Below are 23,501 nucleotides of genomic sequence, written 5' to 3'. Positions count from 1 at the left end.
GCCTCGAAGTGGTTATTAGGCGGTACTTTTCCCAGCACACTGGCTTAACCCTTGTACACCTGTTTAATGCTGAGATTTCAGGGCTTGGAACTGGCACGCATTCCAAGGTGAGAACTTAAACTCTCCCTAATAACGGCTGCTCGGTTCGGCTCCGCTCACGCCCGCGACTGGTATCGAGCGAAGCCGAGATAAGTCGAGGTGAGCCTTCTGGTCAGGTGGGGCAAGCTTCCCTCCCTCTCAAAGATCGGGTAATTTGCAAGCCCCTAGCTGTCTTCTATGGGGTTCCTGACGACTGAGATTTGGTATCCGAATCTAGGGGAAAACCATTATCTGATGATTTTGACTCAACATTGACACTATTGAGTGACCAACGGTACTCAACCGGTAAATTGAGCCGATTACAGGTTTGTTCGAGTTGTTTCTGCTGGGCTAACGCTTTGCGGAGCGTAACAATCAATTGATGCACCTGTTCTCGAATCATGGGATTTTGATTCGTGGCAAAGGCAGTATGACGCTCTAGCATCTGTAGTAGCAGTTCGTAGTGAATATAAGACGGAAGGGGTATTGGCTCCATGAAACCGGGTTTACCTCAAAAGACGAATTCGCGATCGCGCTTCAGTTGAAAAAGCGTGTCGGATGATCTGACCTCTTGTAGCATCCGTGGCTACAGGCAAGGACAATTGACGACAGAAAACTCAAGAACTTGGCAACAGATTGGTAACGGCTAGGGCTGGATCAGGCTGTTTGACCAATGATTCACCGATCAGTACGGCTGTAGCCCCCGCCGATGCGACCTGCTCTAAATCAGCACGTTTATGCAGTCCTGACTCACTGACAACCAGAATACCGCGTTCTTCAAGCTGCTGACTTCGTGCTGCCAGAAGTTGGCAGGTCGTTTGCAAATCAACCGAGAAATCTGTCAAGTTGCGATTGTTTATACCTACTAGGGTAACGCCATCTACCGATAACACGCGGTCTAATTCATCCAGAGTATGCACTTCGATCAAAGGGGTCATGGATAACCCATTGGCAATTTTGACAAAATACCGTAGGTCTTGATCCGACAAAATAGCCGCAATCAGCAACACCGCATCAGCGCCACGACTCCGAGCTAGATAGAGTTGATAAGGATAAATGATGAACTCTTTACACAGAATGGGCAAATTTACAGTTTCCCTGACATAGCTGAGATTATCCCAACTCCCTTGGAAGAACTTTTTATCCGTCAGCACGGATATGGCACTCGCCCCCCCTTGTTCGTAAGCACGGGCAATGGCAACTGGGTCAAATGCTTCCCGAATCACGCCTTTACTCGGTGATGCTTTTTTCACTTCAGCAATTAAGGCGGGACGAGTCTTTGCCGCTAATAACGCTGCTTTAAAGTCACGCGCTGGCGGGGCTGACTCGATCTGTTTCCGCAGTTGAGCTAAGTTCAGCCGTTCCCGCATCTGGTCAACTTCTTTTTCTTTATGCCAGACAATTTCTTCTAGAATATGGCGTGGCTGGGCGTCTGGAAGAACAACTTGATAGCGCAGGATATTTAGGTCAACCGCCGGATTAGGTGGACGACGGCGAATTTGTTTTTGGTCATTTGTCATTGGTCTTATGTCCTTTGTTGGGGAACAGGGAACAGGGAACAGGGAACAGGGAACAGGGAATTTAAGAGCAGGTTTTAAAGTCTTATTCCTTCTGCCTTCTGCCTTCTGCCTCCTGCCTTATCTAATGACTGGCAACGGCTCGCTTGTAGGCTTCGTCAAGGACTTCTGACAAAGTGGGATGAGCGTGAACTAGATATGCCAGAGTATTCACCGATTGTCTTTGAGCGATCGCGTTTGAGGCTTCGTGAATTAAATCAGAGGCATGAATGCCCAAAATGTGAACTCCGAGGATTTCACCGCTATCTTTACGATAGATAACTTTGGCAATCCCATCCGCCTCTCCTTCCGCGATCGCTTTGGAATTTCCTTTAAAATACGTCCTCACTGAGCCAACTTCAAATCCTTCTTGTTCACCGAGTTCCTTGGCGGCGGGTTCAGTTAATCCCACGTAACTAATTTCTGGATGGGTAAAGGCGGCGGCGGGGATGCTGCGATAGTCAATAGTACGATGACGCCCACAGATATTTTCCACAGCGACAACTCCTTGAGCTGATGCTGCATGTGCCAGCATGAGTTTCCCGGTAGCGTCACCAATTGCCCAGAGGTGGGGAACGGCTTCCTCGCCGGATAAAACTGCCATTTGATCATTGACGGGGATGAAGCCTCGGCGATCTGTTTCTACACCTACGGCGTCTAAGCCTAAATCTTTACTGACCGGAATCCGTCCCGTGGCGACTAAGCAGGCATCCACTTCTAAGACATCCACGACTTCCTTGGTTTTAGCATCTGCTAGTTCAATCACAACGGGTGAACCCGGAGTCACTTTTTGTGCCAGAGTGCCGGAATAGGTTTCCATATCACGGGGAGAAATCAACACCCGGCTAGCTAGTTTGGCAATATCGGGGTCAAAGGTGGGCATTAACTGATCCAGGGCTTCAATCATGGTGATTTCTGACCCTAGGGCGGTATAGATATCAGCAAACTCTAACCCGATATAACCACTGCCAACAATTGCCACCCATTGAGGTAACCATTCCAGCTTGAGGGCATCGTCGCTGGTGAAGACGGTTTTCCCGTCGAGTTCAATACCGGGGGGAACGAAGGGAATGGAACCTGTACAGAGGATAATGTCTTTGGCGGTGACTGTTTTTTCACCCTCGTCTGTCGTCACCGTTACTTTTTGGGATTCCGCCACTCGACCCCAACCGGGAATGATATCCACCTTTAAGCGTTTGAGGCTGTTGGTGAGATCGCCACGAATTTTACTCACCAGGGTATTGGCATGGTTCGCGATCGCGTCTCTATCAAATTCTACGCCACTCACCTGAATTCCCAGGGATTTCAGATGATGGGTATTGTGTAACTCACGCACCCGCCCTGATGCGGCTAATAGGGCTTTTGACGGGATACAACCGCGATTCACACAAGTCCCGCCCATCTCCGATGCTTCAATGATCGCGGTTTTCAAGCCGCAACTTACTGCATGTAATGCCGCGCCATGTCCACCGACGCCAGCACCGATAATCACTAAATCGTAATCAAATTCTTGACTCACATCCATTTTCCTGACGCAATTGCCCCCTTATTTTCAACTTGACCCCTGACTAATCGCAAGCTTTTGCTGAAAAATTTTGCCTGATCTAGCTGAGGCGGTGGTTTCTTTAAGGGTTGTGCGTTTGTTAAATTGGATAAGTCACGGAGATTTCTTAGATTGCGGTTTAATTGCTTCGATATATTTTTTTGCATCTTTAGACTATACAAGAACTATTTTTTGAGTAAATATTATTTTCCGAAAAAGCGGAGATTTTATCGCATACTGCTATCTGACTCAGTAGAGCAATTATTCATCCTAATCTAAGTAGTCGGACAAAAGAAAACAGCAGATCTACTAAGTTTTGTGAACAAGCATCAAACCCTTACAAAGGACGAATGACGTAGCTTGCTTCTCGCTTGCGCGAGTATGACGAATGACGAATGACGTTCTTCACCGTTCACGTTAATTGTGTCCACCTAAAACTAAAAAACTATACCATAGAATGAAACGGTAAGGGTGTTGTTTTTCCGAGTATAGGCTAATGAGTAGCGTTCACTCTCAATAAACAATAGCTTTAGGGGATAAAACCATTATGCGCGAGTCTCAACAAAATCATCGAAATGAAGCAGCTAGAGCGTTTGTAGAGTCTCTTGACCAACTTGAGAATCTCTTGGGTCATACATCTCCTCCTCCCCAATCGAAATCCCGTCCTTCTTCATTGAAATCCCCTACTCCTCAATCAAAAACTCCTCCATCAAAATCTGCTCAGTCAGACGATGACGTTTTTGATCTCGATCTTCTCGAAGAAGCGGCGGCTGATCTGGATGCATTTTTTGGCGACACTGAACCAATGGAGGAGGAATAGAGTGCAGGGGGAGCTGGGGAAGCCGGGGAAGCTGGGGAAGCTGGGGAAGCCGGGGAAGCTGGGGAAGCTGGGGAAGCCGGGGAAGCTGGGGAAGCTGGGGAAGCCGGGGAAGCTGGGGAAGCTGGGGAAGCTGGGGAAGCTGGGGAAGCTGGGGAAGCTGGGGAAGCTGGGGAAGCTGGGGAAGCTGGGGAAGCTGGGGAAGCCGGGGAAGCTGGGGAAGCCGGGGAAGCCGGGGAAGCTGGGGAAGCCGGGGAAGCTGGGGAAGCTGGGGAAGATGAGGGACAAAATTTCTATAGCCCATTGCCTATTGCCCATTGCCTATTGCCTATTGCCTATTGCCTGTTCCCCCAACCCGTTGGCGCAGCGCTTCATACATGATTAAAGCTGCCGCGATCGCCACATTTAAAGATTCTACATCCTGACCGAGGGGAATTTGCACCGCTTGATCAGCAAGTGTCGCTAACTCAGGGCGCAATCCCGCCGCTTCATTACCCAGTAGAATTAGCGTGGGACAGCGCCAATCGATCTCCCAGTAACTCAATGGCGCTTTGGGTAGAGTTGCCACAACTTGTACCCCTTGAGCCTGACTTTGCCTAACGACTTGACTCAGATTGGCATTAGCACTCATGGGCAGACGAAACCATTGACCGGCTGAAGCTCGCAAGACTTTGGGATTCTCTAAGTCTACACTGTCTGGACTTAACCATAAACCATCCACACCGGCTGCGGTGGCGGTACGAATGATCGTACCTAAGTTTCCTGGATCTTGCAGCGTCTCTAAAACTAAACCGAGGGAACAGGGAATCTGAGGCGGGGCGAGGAATGAAGACATTGCCGTTACCACTACGCCATCTGGCTGAACCGTTGTCGCCATGGCTTTGAGAACCGAGGCGCTAACCTGTTCTACACGCTGACAGTGAGGGGTAGCGTCTTGCCAAAGTTGGGGATGACTCTGCTGCCAATCAGGTGTACAACAAAGCGTGACTAAGGGATAATTGACCGCACAGGCTTCTGCTAATAGGTGAGTTCCCTCTAACAACAGAAGTTGCTCCTCCCGTCGTCCTTTGGCTGTGTGCAATTTCCGAATTGCCTTAACTAGAGGATTTTTGGTACTGGTTAGCATGATTTTAATGGTATGTAGAGACGTAGCATGCTACGTCTCTACAATCTTCAATGCGGAACCCGGGACTTGAACCCGGAAGTTCTTGCGAACACTAGAACCTGAATCTAGCGCGTCTACCAATTCCGCCAGTTCCGCGTCTTTTTTTAATTTTCCATGCAGTTTTCAATCATGCAACAATCCTGACCTATTTGTCAACTATTTTTTTTTTGCGGATTTTCAGCATCGGACAAGGTACAATCCAAGGCTGGTCGATTCACTAATTTTGGGGAGCAAATCTAGACATTTGCCCTCTTTCAGGTAGAATCAAAACCAAATTTTAAAACATGCCAAGATTTCACCGATTCTGGAGGATAGACCTATCAACCACTCTCTTAATTTGACCGATACTGGCTCTGTAGCCAAGCCAAACGCCTCCGTTCTAGAGATTTGGGGCAGATCTTCCCTGACAGGACATGTCACCATTAGTGGTGCGAAAAACTCAGCATTGGCAATTATGGCAGGGGCGCTGCTGTGTCCTGAAGATTGCCGACTGCGTAATGTGCCTTCTCTGGTAGATATAGGGCGGATGGGTCAGGTGCTGGCGGCTTTGGGTGTAAAGCTAGAACGCCAAGGTAATATCTTGGATATCAATGCTCGTCATTTGAAGCAGTCAAAAGCACCCTACGAGATTGTGAATCAGCTTCGAGCCAGTTTCTTTGTGATTGGTTCTCTGTTGGCACGATTAGGTGCGGCTCAAGTTCCTTTACCGGGTGGCTGTGCCATTGGCGCTAGACCTGTCGATCTTCATGTTAGGGGATTGCAAGCGCTGGGGGCTGAGGTGCAAATTGAGCATGGTATGGTTCATGCTTATGTGAAGGGGAATGGACGGCGGCGGTTAAACGGGGCAAAAATTTATCTGGACTATCCCAGTGTGGGTGCAACAGAAACCCTGATGATGGCGGCGACGTTAGCAGAAGGGGAAACCACTCTAGAAAATGCTGCCCAAGAACCAGAAGTGGTGGATTTGGCAAATTTTTGTAACGCCATGGGTGCCAAGATTCGGGGGGCGGGAACCAACACCATTATTATTTCTGGTGTTCCCAGTTTACATTCGGTAGACTACTCGATTATTCCCGATCGCATCGAAACGGGCACGTTTTTAGTGGCGGCGGCAATTACTCAGTCAGAACTCACCCTGTCCCCGGTTGTGCCGGATCATATTACCGCCGCGATCGCCAAACTCCAAGATATTGGCATGAGAGTGATTCAGGAAGCCCCCGACTGTCTGCGGATTATCCCGACAGGAATTATTCGGGCGACGGATATTGAAACCTTGCCCTATCCCGGATTTCCCACGGATATGCAGGCTCCCTTCATGGCACTCTTAACGTTGAGTGATGGGGATAGTGTGATTACCGAAACCGTGTTTGAAAATCGTTTAGGACATGTTCCTGAACTGAATCGCATGGGGGCAGATATTCGGATTAAAGCCAATAATGCGATCGTGCGCGGTGTGCCTTTGTTATCAGGAGCCCCTGTGGTTGCCACTGACTTACGAGCGTCCGCTGCGCTGATATTAGCCGCCTTAGCCGCCGATGGTAAAACCACAATTCAGGGACTTCATCATTTAGACCGAGGGTATGAGAAGCTAGAGGCGAAGTTACAGAAACTTGGCGCACGATTACAACGGGTATCGGATCACTCCCCGATAAAAGCGTCCTCGGTGGCTCACAGTCCCGTCAATTCCTGACTGGCTATCCATCCCCACCAGGTAGACGCTTCTTACGTTTCACAGCATCTGGCTGAATGATGGCATCCTTGTCAACCTAAACCACAATTCTTGCTACTTATCCGATAAATCCCCAACTTCTGAATCAATTCATTGGTGACATCAGGGTTTCAACCAGGAAGTCGGGGATCTGGAGTAGCGTAAGCGTATGTAATTACTTCCCCTGCTTCCCCTGCTTCCAGACGTAGCATGCTACGTCTCTACATTGCTCTCCCAGCTTGCTGTTATAGCGCCCCATTGACTCTGCCATTAAACCCATAAACCTGACGACTACCGACAAACGGAACTAACTCAACCTCCCGTTCATCTCCCGGTTCAAAGCGAACGGCTGTACCCGCCGGAATATTTAACCGCATTCCCTTGGTTTGCTCTCGGTCAAAGGCGAGAGCGTCATTCACTTCATAGAAATGGAAATGAGAACCTACCTGAATCGGGCGATCGCCTGTATTCGCTACCGACAGGCGCAAGGTAGGACGCCCTGCATTCAGTTCAATCTCTCCCTTTTGGATGATTAGTTCCCCTGGAATCATGAGCTACCCTTAACAAAAGTTTACAAAACTATAGACAGTGTTCATTTCAATGACAGCAGCTACTCCCAGTGCTTCAACTATCTTACCGCTGCCAACAAACCCAAATCTGTTTATGATACACGACTATTTAACCTGTTTGATGAAAAGATTATTTTAATTTTGTATATTTACATAAACATATCTTTACAATAGTTGATTTATCCAAATATCGGTGATCAGGCGGATAAAAATTACGCTATTTTGCTGAGATAGGCAGCCGCTAACTTTGATAAAACTTAATTAGTCAATTAACCCTTGGTCTGAAAATGTAATCCTACATTTTCAGAAATAACTTTTTCTAACAAATTCTAACATTCAGTCAAGAAGTGTCAGATATGTCTTCCAACCAGTTAGCGACCCTTGCTTCCACGAATTTATCCTTACACCAAAGAACGTTATCCAATCTATCCCAGCAACAGAAGAGAACGCATCACTACAAAGTATCCAATGAGCGTTACAATCATCTGTTCGTCTCGAAAGATGGCGGAATTCGAGCGTATATGACAGAACAGGGTCAAGGCGTAGAACCGGGTGATTATCTAGTTTTGCAGAGAGGTTCTACTTCAAACCGCTATCAAGTGGATAAGATTAATTATTATGCCAACCCACCTGATATGTGGATTGCGCTGCTGAAACAATGTTAATGGGAAGTTGTTCCTAAAAGTTATTCCTCGCTCATCCTGCTAAAATTTGGTAGATTTTGATGGATTGCTGGCGTCCTTTTAATTGGACTGTGCCGATAAATTGAGTGGTAAATTTATCGTGGATATGCTGATAGGTTTCTTCGCTGATTAAAATGCGACAGATTCCACCATCGAGAGATTTATCATAACTTTCTAAGCGGGCGGCAATATTCACACTGTCGCCAATGGTGGTGTAGTTGAGGCGTTGGCGAGAACCAACACTTCCGGTGACGACAGTACCCGTGGCAATTCCTACACGCATAGCGGCTGTGGGTAAGCCTTGGGTTTGCCACTGCTGATTGAGCGATCGCAGATTTTTGCCCATCTCTATTGCACAATTTACCGCCGCGATCGCATCCTGGGTAATTTCGGCGTCTGTGGTACTGGGGATGGGTATGCCAAAGACTGCCATCACTGCATCACCGATAAATTTATCCAGGACGCCATTATGGTTGAGAACTGTCTCTGCCATAACATTCATGTAATCATTTAACCAGACCATCAGGGTTTCTGGGTCAGTGTTTTCGGTAATCGTGGTGAAACCCTTTAAATCCGTAAATAGAACCGTTGCGGTTAACTTCTGTCCCGATAACTGTCCATCTTTGAGGAGTTGGTTGCGATCGCGCCAGATGGCTTGGGCTATTTTAGGAGAGACGTGTTGTCCCAATAGGTGCATGACTGTTTGCTTGTCTTCGCTTTCCGTGTAGGCGATATAGGCGGTAATCGCCACACCGGAACCACTCAAGGCTAACAGAGGTGGCACCAACGGTATCCACCACCCCGCTAGAAATGCAAAGTAAGACCCAATCGTCAGCAATCCTCCTACTAAAAACAGTCCTGCTGCTTTCCAACGGATACGAAAAGCTTTCCAGCCCACGGTTGCACCGACAAACGACCAGAGAATAATCCAGCCCCATTCTATCGGTTCCGACCAGATTTGAATCAGGGGACGCCCATCTAATGCCGCACTTAAAATTTGGTTGGTGAGATCTGCATTAACTTCTACCCCATTCGGGGCGGTGAAAAAACTATTACTGTACGGCGTAAAAATCCGATCTTTGACACTTTCAGCCGCTGTACCAATTAAAACAATCCGATTTTTCGCCCAATCTGGGGGAATTTTATCCTCTAGAACGTCAGTCATGGAAACCGTGGGATAGACGGGACAGGTTCCCTCCAGTTTTCCCCGACATTCATGGTTGCGAAAATTAAATAGGATTTGATACCCGCCTGTATCGACGTTGATATAACTGCCATCTTGGGGTTGCAGGCGAGTAAATACCGCGTCACCTAAGCCATATTTATATTCCGGTTCAATTTCTTCTAAGGTAATCCCTTCGGTTTCTAGATAAAGTAATGCTAACTTAGCGGCTAACGTTTCAATCGTGTCGCCATTTTTCAGCGTAATTGAAAGTAAAGCACGGCGGACTTTCCCATCTTGATCAAAAATCACATTAGCCGCGCCCACCTGACCCCGTTCCTTTAAGATAGGCGGTGGGGCGACAGGTTCACCCAAGGCATCGCCGACGACTTTTTCAATGCCAATAAGATTGGGTGTGGAGGCAAATACATTAACTAATTCTTGATGACCGGGTGGCACCGGTAAATCGCGAAATAAATCCAGACCAATGGCTTTGGGTTGTTGTTGTTTCAGTTTCTCAATTAACTGTGCCAATGTCCGATCAGAAATGGGCCACTGTCCAGTGTTTTGGATATCCTTTTCTGTAATCGCCACAATCGCAATCCGTTCTGGGGTAGGTTCCGGGGGACGCCAACGGAAGAATTGATCCAACGCCGCCCATTCTAGGAGTTGTAACCCACCCGTTAAGCGCAGGGCGATGGTTAATCCGGCGACAGTTGGCGCTGAAATTAAGACACCGCGCCATTCCTGGAAAAACTGAATAATTGTCATTGGTCATTTGTCATTCATTGAAATAGAATAATGGTGCGTTACGCTTCGCTAACGCACCCTACTGGCTGAATTAACACAGGTTTGTAGTAGGCACTTTAGTGCCATAAACGAGACTGTAGAATTAAGGGCTAAAGTTCCCTTACTACAAGCCGAATCTAATCCACTTAAACCCACACCAACCCATTGCCACCATTGCCAAATTCTCAATACTCCACTGGCGTACTTTCAACCAGAGGCGCTTGAGAAATTTCTTCTAGTTTCACGGATTCTGATTTAAGCATATTTTCCCACATCATTGTTAGGTTAGAATCCTCTGGATGAGACAGTCTGAGTTCAACCAATGTAGCTAAAAGGTCGTGCCAAACGCCATAATTTCCGTACAAGGCTGCTAACTCTAAAGGCTTCACCTTGTCTAAGTCTTTTTCCAAAGCTGGGTTGGGTTCAGTGCGTTCAATCCATCCTAAGACAGTCGGATTTCCCGTTGCATCTGAATCATGACATTTCAGACTAAATGACCATTGATAAACTTGACCAATCTCTAGAGGGTCTAGATTGGTGGGCAGTTTAACACTGATAATACCCGGCGTTTCTGGAAGAGTTACAAGTGCATAATGAATCTCTTGCGTCCCCTGTTGATTGGTTAAAATAAACTCTCCTGTGGTTGCACTCGTTTTGGGTACATAGACAAAGAAGCTGGGATGATCACTCACGGTTAACGTGGGATATTCATCCACAGTGTCCTGGTTTTCCGTTAATCCTTGAACCGTATTGGGTGTTAGCGGAGTTAGAGACGGAGACAAGGATTCATCAGTGGAACATCCGCCACGAGTGCCGATTGTCCCACTTTCTTTGGGTTCTCCTTCAGTTCGTGGAGATCTGAAATCGAACTTCAATGAACCAGATAAAACGTTACTGGCTAATAAATTAACGGGTTGAGATTCTGCCAGCACTGGCGTGGCATAGCGCGAGAAGCTCACCAGCGAAAGGGAGCAAACCAATGAGGTGGTTGCTAAGAGTAGAGAGTAGGTTTGTTTTGTCATAATACTCGCTATTCCCTGAATTAATATTTAAGTGTTTCCAGTTATTCCTAGTTAGTCGTGCGACTCTGTCCAAAGTTCCCTGAGACTTTAGGTAAAACTGCTTAAATTGATGAGGGGTTGGTGGTAGATGCCTGTACAGCACATATCCTATTAAATCGAATTTTTTACTCAGAGTAAATCATTTTCATATTTATTTACAATCTAGAGAGTAATGATTTAAAGGTAATACTTTGTACAACCTGACTGAATCTATCTGGGTGGCGTGTTTTCAACCGCCAGTTAACCGTTAAAGTAACTCTCGATTTGATTAATTTTTTGTAACCAAATATTAAGTCAAGGATTCACAACATAAACCGCTAAGAGAACAGGCGTAACGGTTGGGGCGGTTTTAGCCAAACATTCCCTGAGGTTAACTCGCAAAGTTGGGGCAAACTCACCCTTACCCAATCTCAAAAAAATGTGGCAGAATTCTAGGCATATTTGTGAAATCAGGTTAGCAAAATGTGCAACTCCTCTGTTGGCAAATTACCTGGATTATTCTCTTTAGGGGGAATAATTTCTCTGGGCATGGTTACGCTTCACTCCATGTCTCCGGTTCAGGCGCAATCGATTACCCAGGCTGAGGATGGTACGGGTACGGTGGTGACGATTGATGGCAATCAGTACGATATTTCTGGGGGTTCTCTATCGGGGGATGGGGCAAACCTGTTTCATAGTTTCCAGGAGTTTGGACTTTCGGCTAATGAGATTGCTAATTTTCTCTCTACACCAGATATTCAAAATATCTTAGCCCGTGTAATGGGCGGGAATGCCTCCATGATTGATGGGTTGATTCAGGCGACGGGGGGGAACGCCAATTTATTTTTAATGAATCCGGCGGGGATTGTGTTTGGGGCGAATTCCCAGTTAAATGTGATGGGGGATTTTACCGCAACTACGGCGACGGGAATTGGGTTTGGCGAGAATGGTTGGTTTCATGCCTTTGGGGATAATAACTACGAAACGTTAATTGGGAATCCCAGTCAGTTTGCCTTTGATTTGGCGCAGTCGGGCAGTATTGTCAATGCTGGGGATTTAGCTGTCACAGAAGGGCAGAATTTAACCTTACTGGGTGGCACAGTGGTGAACACAGGGCAAATAACCGCACCGGGAGGAACAATTACCATCGCTGCTGTACCGGGAGAGAACTTAGTCCGGATTAGTCAACCGGGACAGGTGTTGAGTTTGGAGATTGAACCACTAGAGGATAGTACAGGGCAAATGTTACCTGTGAGTCCCCTGGATTTAGCGGCATTACTCACCGGAGAAGAAACTGAAACGATGGAAACGGGGTTGAGTGTGACTCAGACTCAACAGGTGCAGTTAACCGAATCCGGGATAACCATACCCCATGAAGCTGGAACAGCGATTGTTTCGGGTAGTCTGGACGTGTCGGATGTAGAAGATTCAGGCAATGCCCTCTCCTCTGGGATGGGCGGTAATGTTACTGTATTAGGCGATAACGTGGGACTCTTTGCTGCTACTGTTGACGCCTCCGGGATGGGGGGTGGCGGCACCATTCATATTGGTGGAGACTATCAAGGACAGAATACCCTACCCCGTGCGAGGCAAACCCTCGTCAGTGCCGATTCGACAATTACCGCCGATGGCGTTTCCTCAGAGTCTGGAGTAACAGCAGATGGGGGTGAAGTGGTTCTTTGGTCTGATGAACTCACCCGCTTTTATGGTAACATCAGCGCTCGTGGGGGAGATAGTGGGGGAGATGGGGGATTAGTAGAGGTGTCGGGGAAAGAATTGCTGATTTTTACGGGTTTTGTTGATGCGGGGGCATCTTTTGGTCAACCGGGGACATTGCTGCTTGACCCGAAAACAATTACCATAAGAGACCCGAATAATCCTTTAGTTACTTTTCTTAATCCCAATCCTGTAGTTAATAGTCGTTTCGGCTTCTCAGTAGCGGCAGTTGGTAGTGACATTCTAATTGGCGCTGGTAGTAATACCTCCGGAGGGGTCAATGGGGCAGGACAAGCATTTTTATTTGACCGCAGTGGGACTCTACTGCAAACCTTTGACAATCCTAATCCCGTAAATGGTAGTTTCTTCGGCGAATCAGTAGCAGTAGTGGGTAGTAACATCCTGATTGGCGCTGATAGTAACACCTCCGGGGGGGTCAATGGGGCAGGGCAAGCATTTTTATTTGACCGCAGTGGGACTCTACTGCAAACCTTTGACAATCCCTATCCCGTAGTTAATGGTGACTTCGGCAGGTCAGTAGCAGCGGTGGGCAGCAATATTCTGATTGGTTCTCGTAGTAACACCTCCGGGGGAGTAGCTAGGGCAGGGCAAGCGTTTTTATTTAACCAAACTGGGACTCTACTGCAAACCTTCGACAATCCCAATCCTATAGCTAGTGGCGAATTTGGCAGGTCAGTAGCAGCAGTAGATGATGATGTCCTGATTGGCGCTTTTCGTAACACATCTGGAGGGGTTCCTTTGGCAGGGCAAGTGTTTTTATTTAACCAAACTGGGACTTTACTGCAAACCTTCGACAATCCCAATCCTGTCCGTGATGGCAGCTTCGGCTTGTCAGTGGCAGCAGTCGGTAGCAATGTCCTGATTGGTGCTTCTGGTAACACATCTGGAGGGGTTCCTTTGGCAGGGCAAGCATTTTTATTTAATCCGAGTGGCACTTTGCTGCAAACCTTCGATAATCCCAATCCCATAGTTGGGGGAATCTTCGGCATCTCAGTAGCAGCAGTAGGTGATGATGTCCTGGTTGGCACTCGTCGTAACACCTCCGGGGGAGTCGCTAGGGCAGGGCAAGCATTTTTATTTAACCAGGCTGGGACTCTACTGCAAACCTTTGATAATCCCAATCCCGTAGTTAATGGCGAACTTGGCACCTCAGTAGCAGCAGTGGGTAACGACATCCTGGTTAGTGCTTTTCAAAACACATCCGGGGGAGTCACTAGGACAGGGCAAGCCTTTTTATTCCCTCGCGATGGCGACAGCGGTGGGGAATTGAATTTGAGGTTCAATGACAACCCGGCTGAATCCGTGAGCATTTCCCCTAGGGCCATCACTGCAATTACCAATACAGGTACTGATGTGGTGATGCAAGCCAATACGGACATTATCGTGGAGCAACCAATTTTCACCAACAACCCCAATGGCAATGGTGGTGGACTCACCTTCCAAGCAGGGCGCAGCATTCTCGTCAATTCCTCTATCTTCTCCGATAATGGGAACCTCACTCTAATTGCCAACGAAACAACTGCCAATGGAGTCGTCAATGCTTATCGTGACTCTGGTCAAGCGGTCATCTCCATCGCCCCTGAAGTTACACTCAATTCGGGTACAGGCGATACAACCTTAATTCTCGGTACAGGTGATGGCTTAACGAATAATGCCAGTGGTGATATCACAGCCAGTAATATCACAGGTGGAAATATTACTCTGATCAATAATCGGGGCGGAATTAACACGAGTAGCGGAATACTTCGTGCTGGAACTAATGGTACTGGCGGTACGATTACCCTCCAAGCTGCTGGTCAAATTAACACCAACGCTATCATCGCTAGCAGCGATAATGGTCAGGGGGGAACCATTAATCTGAATAGTGACAGCGATATTATTACGACAGCCATTCTCAACGTTTCTGGAAACACCAATGGCGGCAACATCACTTTCGATGCAGCAGGAAATATCACCACGGACACTATTTTATTCGGTAGCGAAAACGGTCAAGGTGGAACAATTAACTTCAATAGCAACGGCAACATCACCACAGCAATTCTCAACGGTTTAAGCAATACCAATGGTGGTGATATCACGCTCCAATCTACAGGCAAAATTACCACCCAAGACCTTCTCACCAATGGCGTTAACGGTGATGGTGGCGACATACACCTTACCAGTGGCAACGAAATAATCACAGGCATTCTCAATGCTTTAAGTAACGGCGCAGGTGGCAATATCACCCTCAATGCTCCTGGCAATATTACCACCCAAACCATCATCGCTAGCGGTGGTAATGGAAATGGTGGCACAATTGACATTGATAGCGGTGATGCCATTACTATCCTCAACGACACCATTACCAATCAAGGCAGTATCAGTTCGTTTTCCAGTAATGGTAATGGCGGTGATATTACCCTCAATGCTGCTGATAGCATCAATACAGGTTCCCTACCCATTGTCTCTAATTCAGCTATTAGCAATGGGGGTAACATTACCCTCAACTCAGATAATGGCAATATTACCGTCGCAGGCATTAACACCGAAGGCGGCATCGCTGGCACAGGTGGCGCTGTAGAAATCACTACCCCCAGCTTCTTCCGCGCCACTGATTCTTTCCCCAATCTCAATGGTACAACCGCCAGCATTTCCACAGGCGGCGTCACCGCAGGCGGTACAATTACGATTCGTCACGGCGGTGCAGGCGTCACTCCCTTTATGGTTGGTGATGCCAGCACCAATGGTACAGCCGGGGCAATTACCACAGGTAATACCGTACCCGAACAAACCATTTCCCCCACCGCCGAATTTCCCTACACCCACACCCAAGACGGCATTCAAATCATCTCCGTCCCCGCACCCGGTTCTGATCCTCAACCCCCCACTCAACCCTCTCCTTCACCGGGTTCTGACCCTCAACTCCCTACTCAACCCCCCACCCCACCAGGTTCACAACGCCCCTCTGATTCTCCCGGCGACGCCCAAACCGATTTAGCCTTTCTCATTGGCGATATTGTCGGTGCTGAAACTTCAGTCAACCAAGACCCCCTCACCGGGGAATCTCGTGTTATCTGGCAGATTCCCGGTACAGGAAACTTAGACACGGGACGCATCAACATCCCCAACCTGCTGACGCAAAACCTCAATGATGCCATTCCCGCCATTGATGACCTATTTGAAGGAGAATACGAAGACTATTTAGGTGAAGACATCGCCAACGAACAAACCAGCGTCGAAACCATCCGCCATACCCTAAACACCATCACCACTGAAACTGGCACTCACCCGGTTATCGTCTACGCCGTTTCCCTACCCGACCAACTGGAACTCATCATGGTTGTTCCCGACGGTACTCCCATCCGCAAAACCATTCCCGCCGCTAATGCCAAAACTCTGAAAAAGACTCTAGTTGAATTCCGCCAAACCGTTACCAATTACCGACGCCCTACCGCCTATTTAACGCCAGCAAAACAACTGTATAACTGGATGATTGCCCCCCTAGAACCGCATCTAGAAGCCCTCGGTATTGACACCCTCATCTTTTCCATGGACGCAGGTTTACGCACTATCCCCATGGCGGCTTTACACGACGGGGAACAATTTCTCATCGAAAAATACGCCCTCGGTTCCATCCCCAGCATCAGCCTGACCAATACCCGCTACAATCCCGTCAAAGATGCCCCAGTCCTGGCAATGGGCGCTTCTGAATTCACTGACCAAAGACCCTTACCTGCTGTCCCCATTGAACTAGAAACGATTACTCAAAACGTCTGGTCAGGGGAAGCTTACCTCAACGACCAATTCACCCTCAAGAATCTGCAAACTCAGCGCCAACAAAAGCCTTGGCAAATCATCCACCTTGCCAGTCATGCGGATTTTCAAGAAGGAGACCCCAGCAATTCTTACATTCAGCTTTGGGACACGAAACTGCAACTCGACCAAATGCGGCAACTGGGTTGGCATGAGAAGCCCCAAGTAGACCTATTAGTTTTAAGCGCCTGTCGCACTGCTTTTGGCAGTATAGAAGCCGAGTTAGGCTTTGCCGGATTAGCGGTAAAAGCTGGGGTTAAGTCAGCGTTAGCCAGTCTTTGGTACGTCAGTGATGGCGGTTCTTTAGCCCTAATGAGCGAATTCTACAACCAATTGGGTCAACCGGATGTAACGATTAAAGCCGAGGCACTGCGACGCGCCCAAATCGCCATGCTGCGAGGGGAGGTGCGTGTGGAATCCGGAGAATTGCGTGGGTTGGGAGAAGGGGAAAATCGCCCTGTTGTATCGGGATTACCTAACAATCAAAATTTTGCTCATCCTTATTATTGGGCAGCGTTTACGATGATTGGTAGTCCTTGGTAAAGGCTCCAAGGCTCCAGGTGATTCGCGATTGAGATCCTCGTAGCGATCGCGTAACCAGTTGGCGATAGGTGTAGAATTAGCTTGTTGTAGCTGGGCGAGTAAATGGCGGGTGCAAGCCAGTAAGATATCCGTGTATTGGACACTGATATCCTCCTTATTCTTGACGGGTTGCCAAGACTCGGATAAATTCCAAGGGTAATCCATCGGTATCGGCAATAAATGCCACCTCGTACACGCGATCGCCGATAATTTGTTGAGTGGGTTCTAGGAGAATTTTCAGCGGCTGAAACTGATCCGGATTTTGACTCGATGCCTCAGCTAGCTTCTGTTGTAGCGATTCCAGCCAACTGGGTAAATCGGCAACTGTTTCAGTGAGATCAAAAGAAAGATGATAGTAACCGACATAATGTTCATCCCCAAACGCATCGGGTGCAGGTTTCGGTTCCGGGATTTGAATCAGTTCAATTCGTCCATCTAATCCCTCCATCCAACAGGCTAGCGTAATCCCCGCCGTGAAGCGTTCACAAACCGTGAAACCTAATTGTTCATAGAACGCGATCGCGCGATGAATATCAGCCGTGCGAATTGAAGCATGATGCATGATTCACAAATAAAGTTTTAAAGTTTAATCTCTGTAGAGACGGGTTTTACCGCATCAGTGTCAATTTAAAAATCCCTCACCCCCACTTATTAAGTAAGGGTTTCAGCCTTAAGTTGATATTAATCACTGACGTGCGCCCGATTTAACAGTAAAATCTATTGCACAATTTTAGCTGGGTTACGCCACACCTAAGCAAGATGGATTAGCATTATGCAAAAGAAACCTGTACAATTCAGGGCTAAAGCCCTTACTACAAACCAAATCTACCAGCATCGAAAGCGCGATCGCACACCGTACACCATGCCTACTGCTAAAATTTGTTTTGGGTAAAAAGTTTATAAATCAGCCTATGGCATCGCTAAAAAACCTTTTAGTATCAGGGTTGCTGCTGTTTCTGCTATCTCCCCTAGTGGCTTGTTCCCCAGCGTCTGATTCCGCCTCCTCTACGGGGGATGAGACAACCGTTGAACCCTTAATCGCTGGGGCGATTCCCGATCAAGATCCGGAAAAATTGCAACGGCTATATGACAAGTTGGCGAATTACCTGGAAACGGAGTTAGGTGTACCCGTCGAGTATAAACCTGTCACCAACTATGCGGCGGCGGTGACAGCGTTTCGAGTGGGGGATCTGGATCTTGTCTGGTTTGGTGGCTTAACTGGCGTACAGGCGCGATCGCAAGTTGAAGGCGCAGAGGCGATCGCCCAACGGGATATTGATGCTGAATTTACCAGTGTATTTATTGCTAATAAAAATAGTGGACTACAACCGATTCAGGATATCCAAGAATTATCCAAATTGAAAGGATCGACGTTTACCTTTGGCAGTGAATCCTCCACATCAGGGCGGTTAATGCCTCAGTATTTTCTGGAACAAGCCGGGGTGACACCAGAGGATTTCCAGGGAGAGGTCGGTTTTTCCGGTTCCCATGATACCACAATTCAACTGGTTGAAGCCGGAAGTTATCAGGCGGGGGCATTAAATTCTCAAGTCTGGAAAAGCCGCGTGGAAGCCGGAGACGTGGATTTAAATAAAGTGGATGTGATTTGGGAAACGCCAACCTATTATGATTATCATTGGGTGATTCATCCCGATGCCAAGTCACGCTATGGTGAAGATTTTTCCCAGAAAGTGCAAGCCGCCTTACTCAAGCTTGACCCGAATAACCCCGAACACCAAGAAATTTTAGACTTATTTGGGGCTGATAAATTTATTCCCACAGAAAATTCCAATTACGCTCAAATTGAAGAAGTCGGTCGTCAAATTGGCAAAATTAAATGAGCGATTCGTCGCCAATTTTCCAGCTAAACGGTGTAACTCAGCAATTTGGTCGCTTGACTGCCCTAACGGAGATTAATCTCACGCTTTACCCTGGAGAACGGGTGGCATTAGTCGGATCAAGTGGGGCGGGAAAAAGCACCCTATTGCGTTTGTTGAATGGGACACTACAACCAACCCAAGGAAAAATTTGGGCATTAGGATACAATCTTTCCCAAATTTCAACTCGGAGATTACGCCAAGTGCAACGGCAAATTGGTACAGTCTATCAGCAGTTTCATTTAGTGGATAATTTGCGAGTGATTCACAATGTTAATGCTGGACATTTAGGACGGTGGTCATTGTTTAAAGCTGCTTTATCGCTATTATTTCCGTTAGAGGTAGAAACAGCGCATCAGGCGTTAACTCAAGTGGGAATTCCGGATAAACTTTATACCCGCACCGATCAACTCTCTGGTGGACAACAGCAGCGAGTGGCATTAGCGCGAGTTCTCATCCAAAATCCCTTAGTGATTTTAGCCGATGAACCCATTTCTAGTCTTGATCCGGAGTTGAGTCGAGAGGTGATAGAGTTGCTATGTCAAATGAGTGAACAGGGTGGTAAGACTTTGGTTACTAGCCTACATTCGGTTGATTTTGCCCTGAGATATTATCATCGCCTTATTGGATTAAAAATGGGAAAGATTTTATTTGATAGTTCAGCTAAAAATGTTTCGACAGAAATGATTGATCAGTTGTATAAAATATAATATCATAAATTACATTATACTCGGAAACTTTCAGAAACTGGGCTTAAAATTACTTGATGGTGAGGTGCATACTGATAGCCGATAATTTTGCCCAACTTCCAATAAGTAGGTTTGTGGAAATAAACTTAACTAGATTAAGTTATGTAAACAAGCCTCAAACCCTTACTGTTCCCTGTTCCCTGTTCCCTCTCTCCACCACAAGATTTATTCAGCAGTCCCTAAACTTCTTGCTTAAGTACGACTAACGTAATATCATCAAAAACTTTTTGCTTACCAATAAAGTGCCGCAGATTATCAATAATCGCATCTTTAATGACTTCGGCGGATTTATCCCAGTTTTGACTAATCACGTCACACAATCGATCTAACCCATATTGTTCGTTTTCCATATTTTCAGCTTCAGGAATGCCATCGGTATAGAGGACAATGCTGTCACCAGGTTGTAATTCAATTAACGCCCGATCAATAAAATCAGCAATGTCATCATCTAAGGCGATCGGAAACCCCAAATCCATGGTATCAATTCGTTCGATAATTCCCCCAGCACGCACGACAATAGATTCTTCATGTTGACCACTGATACTAACTTTGCCATCGGTATAGTTAAGAATAGCTAAGGTCAAGTTACGATCCGAATTCATCCGTTGCACATTTTTGTAAAGCGTGCGATTAAGGGTATCGAGAAACTTCACGGGATCACGTTCCCGAATTTCATCTAGGGTGCGAACAACGGTTTGGGTCATCATCATTAAAATACCACTTTCTAACCCATGTCCGGTGACATCGCCGATCCCAACAGTAACCACATTATCTGTGCAGAGGATGTCGTAGTAATCACCACCAACTTCGTCAGCCGGTTCCATAAACCCAGCCAGATCTAATCCTTCAATGGCTTCTAATTCATCAGACTTGGGCAGGATCATATATTGCAATTGACGAGCAACGTCAAGTTCAGCACCCATCCGCAGGTTTTCGGCTTTGAGTTGTTCGTTAAGTTGACCAATTTCCTGATTGGCGTGGGCGAGTTCAGCGGTGCGTTCTTGCACTTTTTCTTCTAAGTTACGGGCATAATCTTCTAATTTTTGATAGGAAATCATCAGATTCTGCCACAAAACCTGACCGACGCTCAACGTCGCCGCAACAACTACTGCTAATAAAGGCGTAAACACAGGAACTAACCAACCGTAGAGAAAGGCAAAATAGGAACTGGCAACAATAATTCCCACCGCGATCAATAACCCCAAAAGAGTCATCCAGCGTCGGTGGATATAGAATGAGCCAAGGGTTGCACTGTATCCTGACCAAACAACAATCAGTAGCCAGTGTATGGGTTTTGTGGTTGCCCGTAACATGGGACGCCCTGATATAGCGGCGCTGAGAATCTGGCTGGTGACATTAGCGTGAATGACGACACCAGGTATTAAGTCCGTAGGGACAACTAAATTGCTATTATAAGGCGTGAGGTAGTTATCATTAAGACTAGGCGCTTTTGCCCCAATAAAAATAATGCGATCGCGGAAAAACTTTTCTGGGATGCGGTTCTCCAAGACATCGGTCATGGAAATATTAGGAAAGCGATCCAATCTGCCGCGATAGTTTACGAGGATTTGATACCAGCCCAAATCCGATTCTTTGTAGAAAACATCATTTTTACTGAGGGGAATAAAGGTGGCTTTCCCTAAACCAAAGATTTGTTGGTCAGGATTGATGACTTCCAGTTCAATCCCTTGGTCTTCCAGATAATCTAACGCCAGTTTTACGCCGAATCCCTGCATCAAACCACTCTCAGCTTGACCGATGACAAGAGCGCGGCGAATTTTGCTATCGTTATCCAGGAACATATCATTAGCCGCCACTTGATCTTTTTCGGCTAATGTGGGTGGCGGGTCGATGGTATCTCCGGCAATTTTAGTAATTCCAATTAGGTTTGGGGTAGTTTCAAACACCTCAACCCGTTCATCATGTCCTGGTTCTACGGGTAAATCTCGATAAATATCTAACCCAATTACGTTGGGGTTTTGGGCATTAATATTCCGGAGTAGCTGTGCCATGACTTTATCTGCCATGGGCCACTGCACCACATAATCAATATCTTCTTCATCAATCGTGACAATGGCAATTCGCTCGTCAACGGGTTCTTGGGGACGCAGGAGAAGGAATTGATCTAAAATCAACCATTCTAAAACCCGAAAAATCCCCAGATAACTCCCAGCAATAATGAAACCTGCCACACAAGGCGTAATCAGCAAAACCCCTTGCCAGCGTTGCAATAATGCCTGTAGAGACGTGTCATTGCTCATTTTGATTGTTGCCCCTCGCCTTGTTCAAGGGCTTGATTTTCAGTCTTGGTTAACGAGTCATCACCCATGTTATATTCGTTTCAACCCTGATCATGTTGTTTTATCCTTTCAATAAGTAGTGTCGTGGCACACCTTAATTGGTGGATTAGCTTGGGTTCGTAGTAAGGGCTTTAGCCCTCTCCAGCTATGCGTTAAAGCACGCTTTGTGCTTACTACAAACAAAGCCTCCTGCCTTCTAGAAAACAAAAGGTTGAGATGCGATCGCTTCTAGGTCAACTTGCTCTAATAAATCATGCCATTCTGTACGATAGGTTTCATTCATCGGTTCAGATCGCTGAGCCTCAACTAAAACCTGCAACGTATCATACCAGATCCCTGCCTCGGCATACTTAGTCGCTAGCTTCACGGGAGATTCGGCAAACTTTTGCTTATTCACGGTATTTTCAACCCGCTTTACCCATCCCGTCACGGCATAATTATCGGGTTGCAGAATTCCACCCGGTTCAATGGGAGCAAAATACCACAGATAATTTTTATCGATTTCCAAGGCGGGTGTGTCTGGGGGTAGGGTAATCGCCATGACTCCACCTTGGGGAGAGACATTCAATATGGTGTGATAATGAGAATTCCCCGCTTCATCTTGGATACTAAAAAAGACCTTCCGTGCGCCAATTGGAGGCAAATAAACATAGATTGTGGGACGAGGTGACACCGTGCGTCCATGTTTCGTCGGCGGAACTAATGCGGTAAGTGCAGGAATGTCACTGACCGGATTTTCTTCTAATGTTTCTACATCCACTGGGGTTGGGAGAACTGAATCTTCACTGGGGAGAAATAGTTCAACATCACCTCGGATACCCCCACCAGTGCTGGTATAGGGATTTTTCCCATCAGCCGGTAAACTAAATTCCACATCTCCTCTAGTTCCACCTGCTACACCACTACGGGGTGCAGAACCGCTAGGTAAACTAAATTCCACATCTCCTCTAGTTCCACCTGCTACACCACTACGGGGTGCAGAACCGCCAGGTAAGCTAAATTGCACATCCCCTCTAGTTCCACCTGCTACACCACTACGAGGTGCAGAACCGCCAGGTAAGCTAAATTGCACATCCCCTCTAGTTCCACCTGCTACACCACTACGAGGTGCAGCATCCTGGGGAAGACCAAACTGCACCTGACCTCGCACACCCCCACCAACAGGGCTTTTAGGAACATTATCGTCGGGAAGACTGAAGTCTACACTGATCAGGTTATTGTTGATGGGATGTTCCGACTCTAAGGGGACAAAACGTGCTAAAGCAGCATTGGCTGTTAATAAGAAGATTGTCCCGGTTACTGTAGCGGATAAGAGAGTTTGGCAGATTGCTGGAGTCATGGTCAACTTTCCTTG

At 47.0% G+C, this 23,501-nt stretch carries 16 protein-coding genes, 1 tRNA gene and 1 pseudogene; 5 read left to right on the top strand and 13 right to left on the bottom strand.

The window, feature by feature from the left end:
* Positions 1-274: 274 nt before the first annotated feature.
* The 6 genes from RIC07_RS33095 to RIC07_RS33070 form a co-directional block, all read right to left on the bottom strand.
* Entirely contained in the window at positions 275-574 is a 300-nt protein-coding gene (locus RIC07_RS33095; RefSeq protein WP_446398227.1) for a DUF5340 domain-containing protein, read from the bottom strand.
* Between the two features lie 121 nt (positions 575-695).
* On the bottom strand, positions 696-1,598 hold the full coding sequence (trpC, locus tag RIC07_RS33090) for an indole-3-glycerol phosphate synthase TrpC (protein ID WP_446398226.1): 903 nt from the start codon (positions 1,596-1,598) through the stop codon (positions 696-698).
* Positions 1,599-1,719: 121 nt separating this feature from the next.
* Entirely contained in the window at positions 1,720-3,153 is a 1,434-nt protein-coding gene (lpdA, locus tag RIC07_RS33085) for a dihydrolipoyl dehydrogenase (protein ID WP_446398225.1), read from the bottom strand.
* Positions 3,154-3,860: 707 nt separating this feature from the next.
* A complete protein-coding gene (locus tag RIC07_RS33080) occupies positions 3,861-4,298 on the bottom strand; it encodes a hypothetical protein (protein WP_446398224.1) in 438 nt (145 codons plus the stop codon).
* Positions 4,299-4,322: 24 nt separating this feature from the next.
* Entirely contained in the window at positions 4,323-5,120 is a 798-nt protein-coding gene (locus tag RIC07_RS33075; RefSeq protein WP_446398223.1) for a TrmH family RNA methyltransferase, read from the bottom strand.
* A gap of 51 nt (positions 5,121-5,171) precedes the next feature.
* Positions 5,172-5,255: transfer RNA gene (locus tag RIC07_RS33070), tRNA-Leu, on the bottom strand.
* A 241-nt stretch (positions 5,256-5,496) separates the two neighbouring features.
* Between RIC07_RS33070 and murA the strand changes: the two genes are divergently transcribed.
* Positions 5,497-6,849: a UDP-N-acetylglucosamine 1-carboxyvinyltransferase gene (gene murA / locus RIC07_RS33065; RefSeq protein WP_446398222.1), complete on the top strand. Its 1,353-nt coding sequence runs from the start codon at positions 5,497-5,499 to the stop codon at positions 6,847-6,849.
* A gap of 263 nt (positions 6,850-7,112) precedes the next feature.
* On the opposite strand, the gene RIC07_RS33060 is transcribed toward murA, so the two are convergent.
* Complete coding sequence (locus RIC07_RS33060; protein WP_446379488.1) at positions 7,113-7,418, bottom strand: urease subunit beta; 306 nt, start codon at positions 7,416-7,418, stop codon at positions 7,113-7,115.
* Between the two features lie 374 nt (positions 7,419-7,792).
* On the opposite strand from RIC07_RS33060, the gene RIC07_RS33055 reads away from it, so the two are divergent.
* A complete protein-coding gene (locus RIC07_RS33055; RefSeq protein ID WP_446398221.1) occupies positions 7,793-8,101 on the top strand; it encodes a hypothetical protein in 309 nt (102 codons plus the stop codon).
* Positions 8,102-8,132: 31 nt separating this feature from the next.
* Here the strand turns inward: RIC07_RS33055 and RIC07_RS33050 are convergent, their stop codons facing one another.
* Together RIC07_RS33050 and RIC07_RS33045 are read right to left on the bottom strand one after the other, a co-directional pair.
* On the bottom strand, positions 8,133-10,052 hold the full coding sequence (locus RIC07_RS33050; protein WP_446398220.1) for a CHASE2 domain-containing protein: 1,920 nt from the start codon (positions 10,050-10,052) through the stop codon (positions 8,133-8,135).
* A gap of 203 nt (positions 10,053-10,255) precedes the next feature.
* Positions 10,256-11,092, bottom strand: a complete 837-nt coding sequence (locus RIC07_RS33045) for a DUF928 domain-containing protein (RefSeq protein ID WP_446398219.1) — start codon at positions 11,090-11,092, stop codon at positions 10,256-10,258.
* A gap of 501 nt (positions 11,093-11,593) precedes the next feature.
* Between RIC07_RS33045 and RIC07_RS33040 the strand changes: the two genes are divergently transcribed.
* Positions 11,594-17,182: a CHAT domain-containing protein gene (locus RIC07_RS33040; RefSeq protein WP_446398218.1), complete on the top strand. Its 5,589-nt coding sequence runs from the start codon at positions 11,594-11,596 to the stop codon at positions 17,180-17,182.
* A gap of 30 nt (positions 17,183-17,212) precedes the next feature.
* Here RIC07_RS33040 and RIC07_RS33035 read toward each other — a convergent pair.
* Both RIC07_RS33035 and RIC07_RS33030 read right to left on the bottom strand, forming a co-directional pair.
* A pseudogene (locus RIC07_RS33035) lies at positions 17,213-17,320 on the bottom strand (ATP-binding protein); the annotation flags it as partial.
* Between the two features lie 16 nt (positions 17,321-17,336).
* Positions 17,337-17,783 (bottom strand): VOC family protein, encoded by a 447-nt coding sequence (locus tag RIC07_RS33030; RefSeq protein ID WP_446398217.1) that lies wholly within the window; start codon positions 17,781-17,783, stop codon positions 17,337-17,339.
* Positions 17,784-18,132: 349 nt separating this feature from the next.
* On the opposite strand from RIC07_RS33030, the gene RIC07_RS33025 reads away from it, so the two are divergent.
* Both RIC07_RS33025 and RIC07_RS33020 read left to right on the top strand, forming a co-directional pair.
* Positions 18,133-19,062, top strand: coding sequence for a putative selenate ABC transporter substrate-binding protein (locus RIC07_RS33025; RefSeq protein ID WP_446398216.1), 930 nt, complete (start codon positions 18,133-18,135; stop codon positions 19,060-19,062).
* The gene (locus RIC07_RS33020) at positions 19,059-19,808 is read left to right on the top strand and encodes a phosphonate ABC transporter ATP-binding protein (protein ID WP_446398215.1); all 750 of its coding nucleotides are present in this window, start codon (positions 19,059-19,061) and stop codon (positions 19,806-19,808) included. The genes RIC07_RS33025 and RIC07_RS33020 overlap by 4 nt, the downstream gene beginning before the upstream one ends.
* A 218-nt stretch (positions 19,809-20,026) precedes the next feature.
* On the opposite strand, the gene RIC07_RS33015 is transcribed toward RIC07_RS33020, so the two are convergent.
* Both RIC07_RS33015 and RIC07_RS33010 read right to left on the bottom strand, forming a co-directional pair.
* Entirely contained in the window at positions 20,027-22,108 is a 2,082-nt protein-coding gene (locus RIC07_RS33015; RefSeq protein WP_446398214.1) for a CHASE2 domain-containing protein, read from the bottom strand.
* A gap of 235 nt (positions 22,109-22,343) precedes the next feature.
* The gene (locus tag RIC07_RS33010; RefSeq protein ID WP_446398213.1) at positions 22,344-23,486 is read right to left on the bottom strand and encodes a DUF928 domain-containing protein; all 1,143 of its coding nucleotides are present in this window, start codon (positions 23,484-23,486) and stop codon (positions 22,344-22,346) included.
* Between the last annotated feature and the right edge of the window lie 15 nt (positions 23,487-23,501).

Origin of the sequence: Coleofasciculus sp. E1-EBD-02, from assembly GCF_040218245.1 — a bacterium.
Taxonomy (GTDB): domain Bacteria; phylum Cyanobacteriota; class Cyanobacteriia; order Cyanobacteriales; family Coleofasciculaceae; genus Coleofasciculus.
This window is presented reverse-complemented; position numbering and strand designations above follow the sequence as displayed.

What these genes read in the sequence shown, in the direction of transcription:
- RIC07_RS33095 (WP_446398227.1), bottom strand. Translation starts at nt 574, where the DNA reads ATGGAGCCAATACCCCTTCCGTCTTATATTCACTACGAACTGCTACTA.
- trpC (WP_446398226.1), bottom strand. Translation starts at nt 1,598, where the DNA reads ATGACAAATGACCAAAAACAAATTCGCCGTCGTCCACCTAATCCGGCG.
- RIC07_RS33080 (WP_446398224.1), bottom strand. Translation starts at nt 4,298, where the DNA reads ATGGGCTATAGAAATTTTGTCCCTCATCTTCCCCAGCTTCCCCAGCTT.
- RIC07_RS33075 (WP_446398223.1), bottom strand. Translation starts at nt 5,120, where the DNA reads ATGCTAACCAGTACCAAAAATCCTCTAGTTAAGGCAATTCGGAAATTG.
- RIC07_RS33060 (WP_446379488.1), bottom strand. Translation starts at nt 7,418, where the DNA reads ATGATTCCAGGGGAACTAATCATCCAAAAGGGAGAGATTGAACTGAAT.
- RIC07_RS33055 (WP_446398221.1), top strand. Translation starts at nt 7,793, where the DNA reads ATGTCTTCCAACCAGTTAGCGACCCTTGCTTCCACGAATTTATCCTTA.
- RIC07_RS33050 (WP_446398220.1), bottom strand. Translation starts at nt 10,052, where the DNA reads ATGACAATTATTCAGTTTTTCCAGGAATGGCGCGGTGTCTTAATTTCA.
- RIC07_RS33045 (WP_446398219.1), bottom strand. Translation starts at nt 11,092, where the DNA reads ATGACAAAACAAACCTACTCTCTACTCTTAGCAACCACCTCATTGGTT.
- RIC07_RS33040 (WP_446398218.1), top strand. Translation starts at nt 11,594, where the DNA reads ATGTGCAACTCCTCTGTTGGCAAATTACCTGGATTATTCTCTTTAGGG.
- RIC07_RS33030 (WP_446398217.1), bottom strand. Translation starts at nt 17,783, where the DNA reads ATGCATCATGCTTCAATTCGCACGGCTGATATTCATCGCGCGATCGCG.
- RIC07_RS33025 (WP_446398216.1), top strand. Translation starts at nt 18,133, where the DNA reads ATGGCATCGCTAAAAAACCTTTTAGTATCAGGGTTGCTGCTGTTTCTG.
- RIC07_RS33020 (WP_446398215.1), top strand. Translation starts at nt 19,059, where the DNA reads ATGAGCGATTCGTCGCCAATTTTCCAGCTAAACGGTGTAACTCAGCAA.
- RIC07_RS33015 (WP_446398214.1), bottom strand. Translation starts at nt 22,108, where the DNA reads ATGAGCAATGACACGTCTCTACAGGCATTATTGCAACGCTGGCAAGGG.
- RIC07_RS33010 (WP_446398213.1), bottom strand. Translation starts at nt 23,486, where the DNA reads ATGACTCCAGCAATCTGCCAAACTCTCTTATCCGCTACAGTAACCGGG.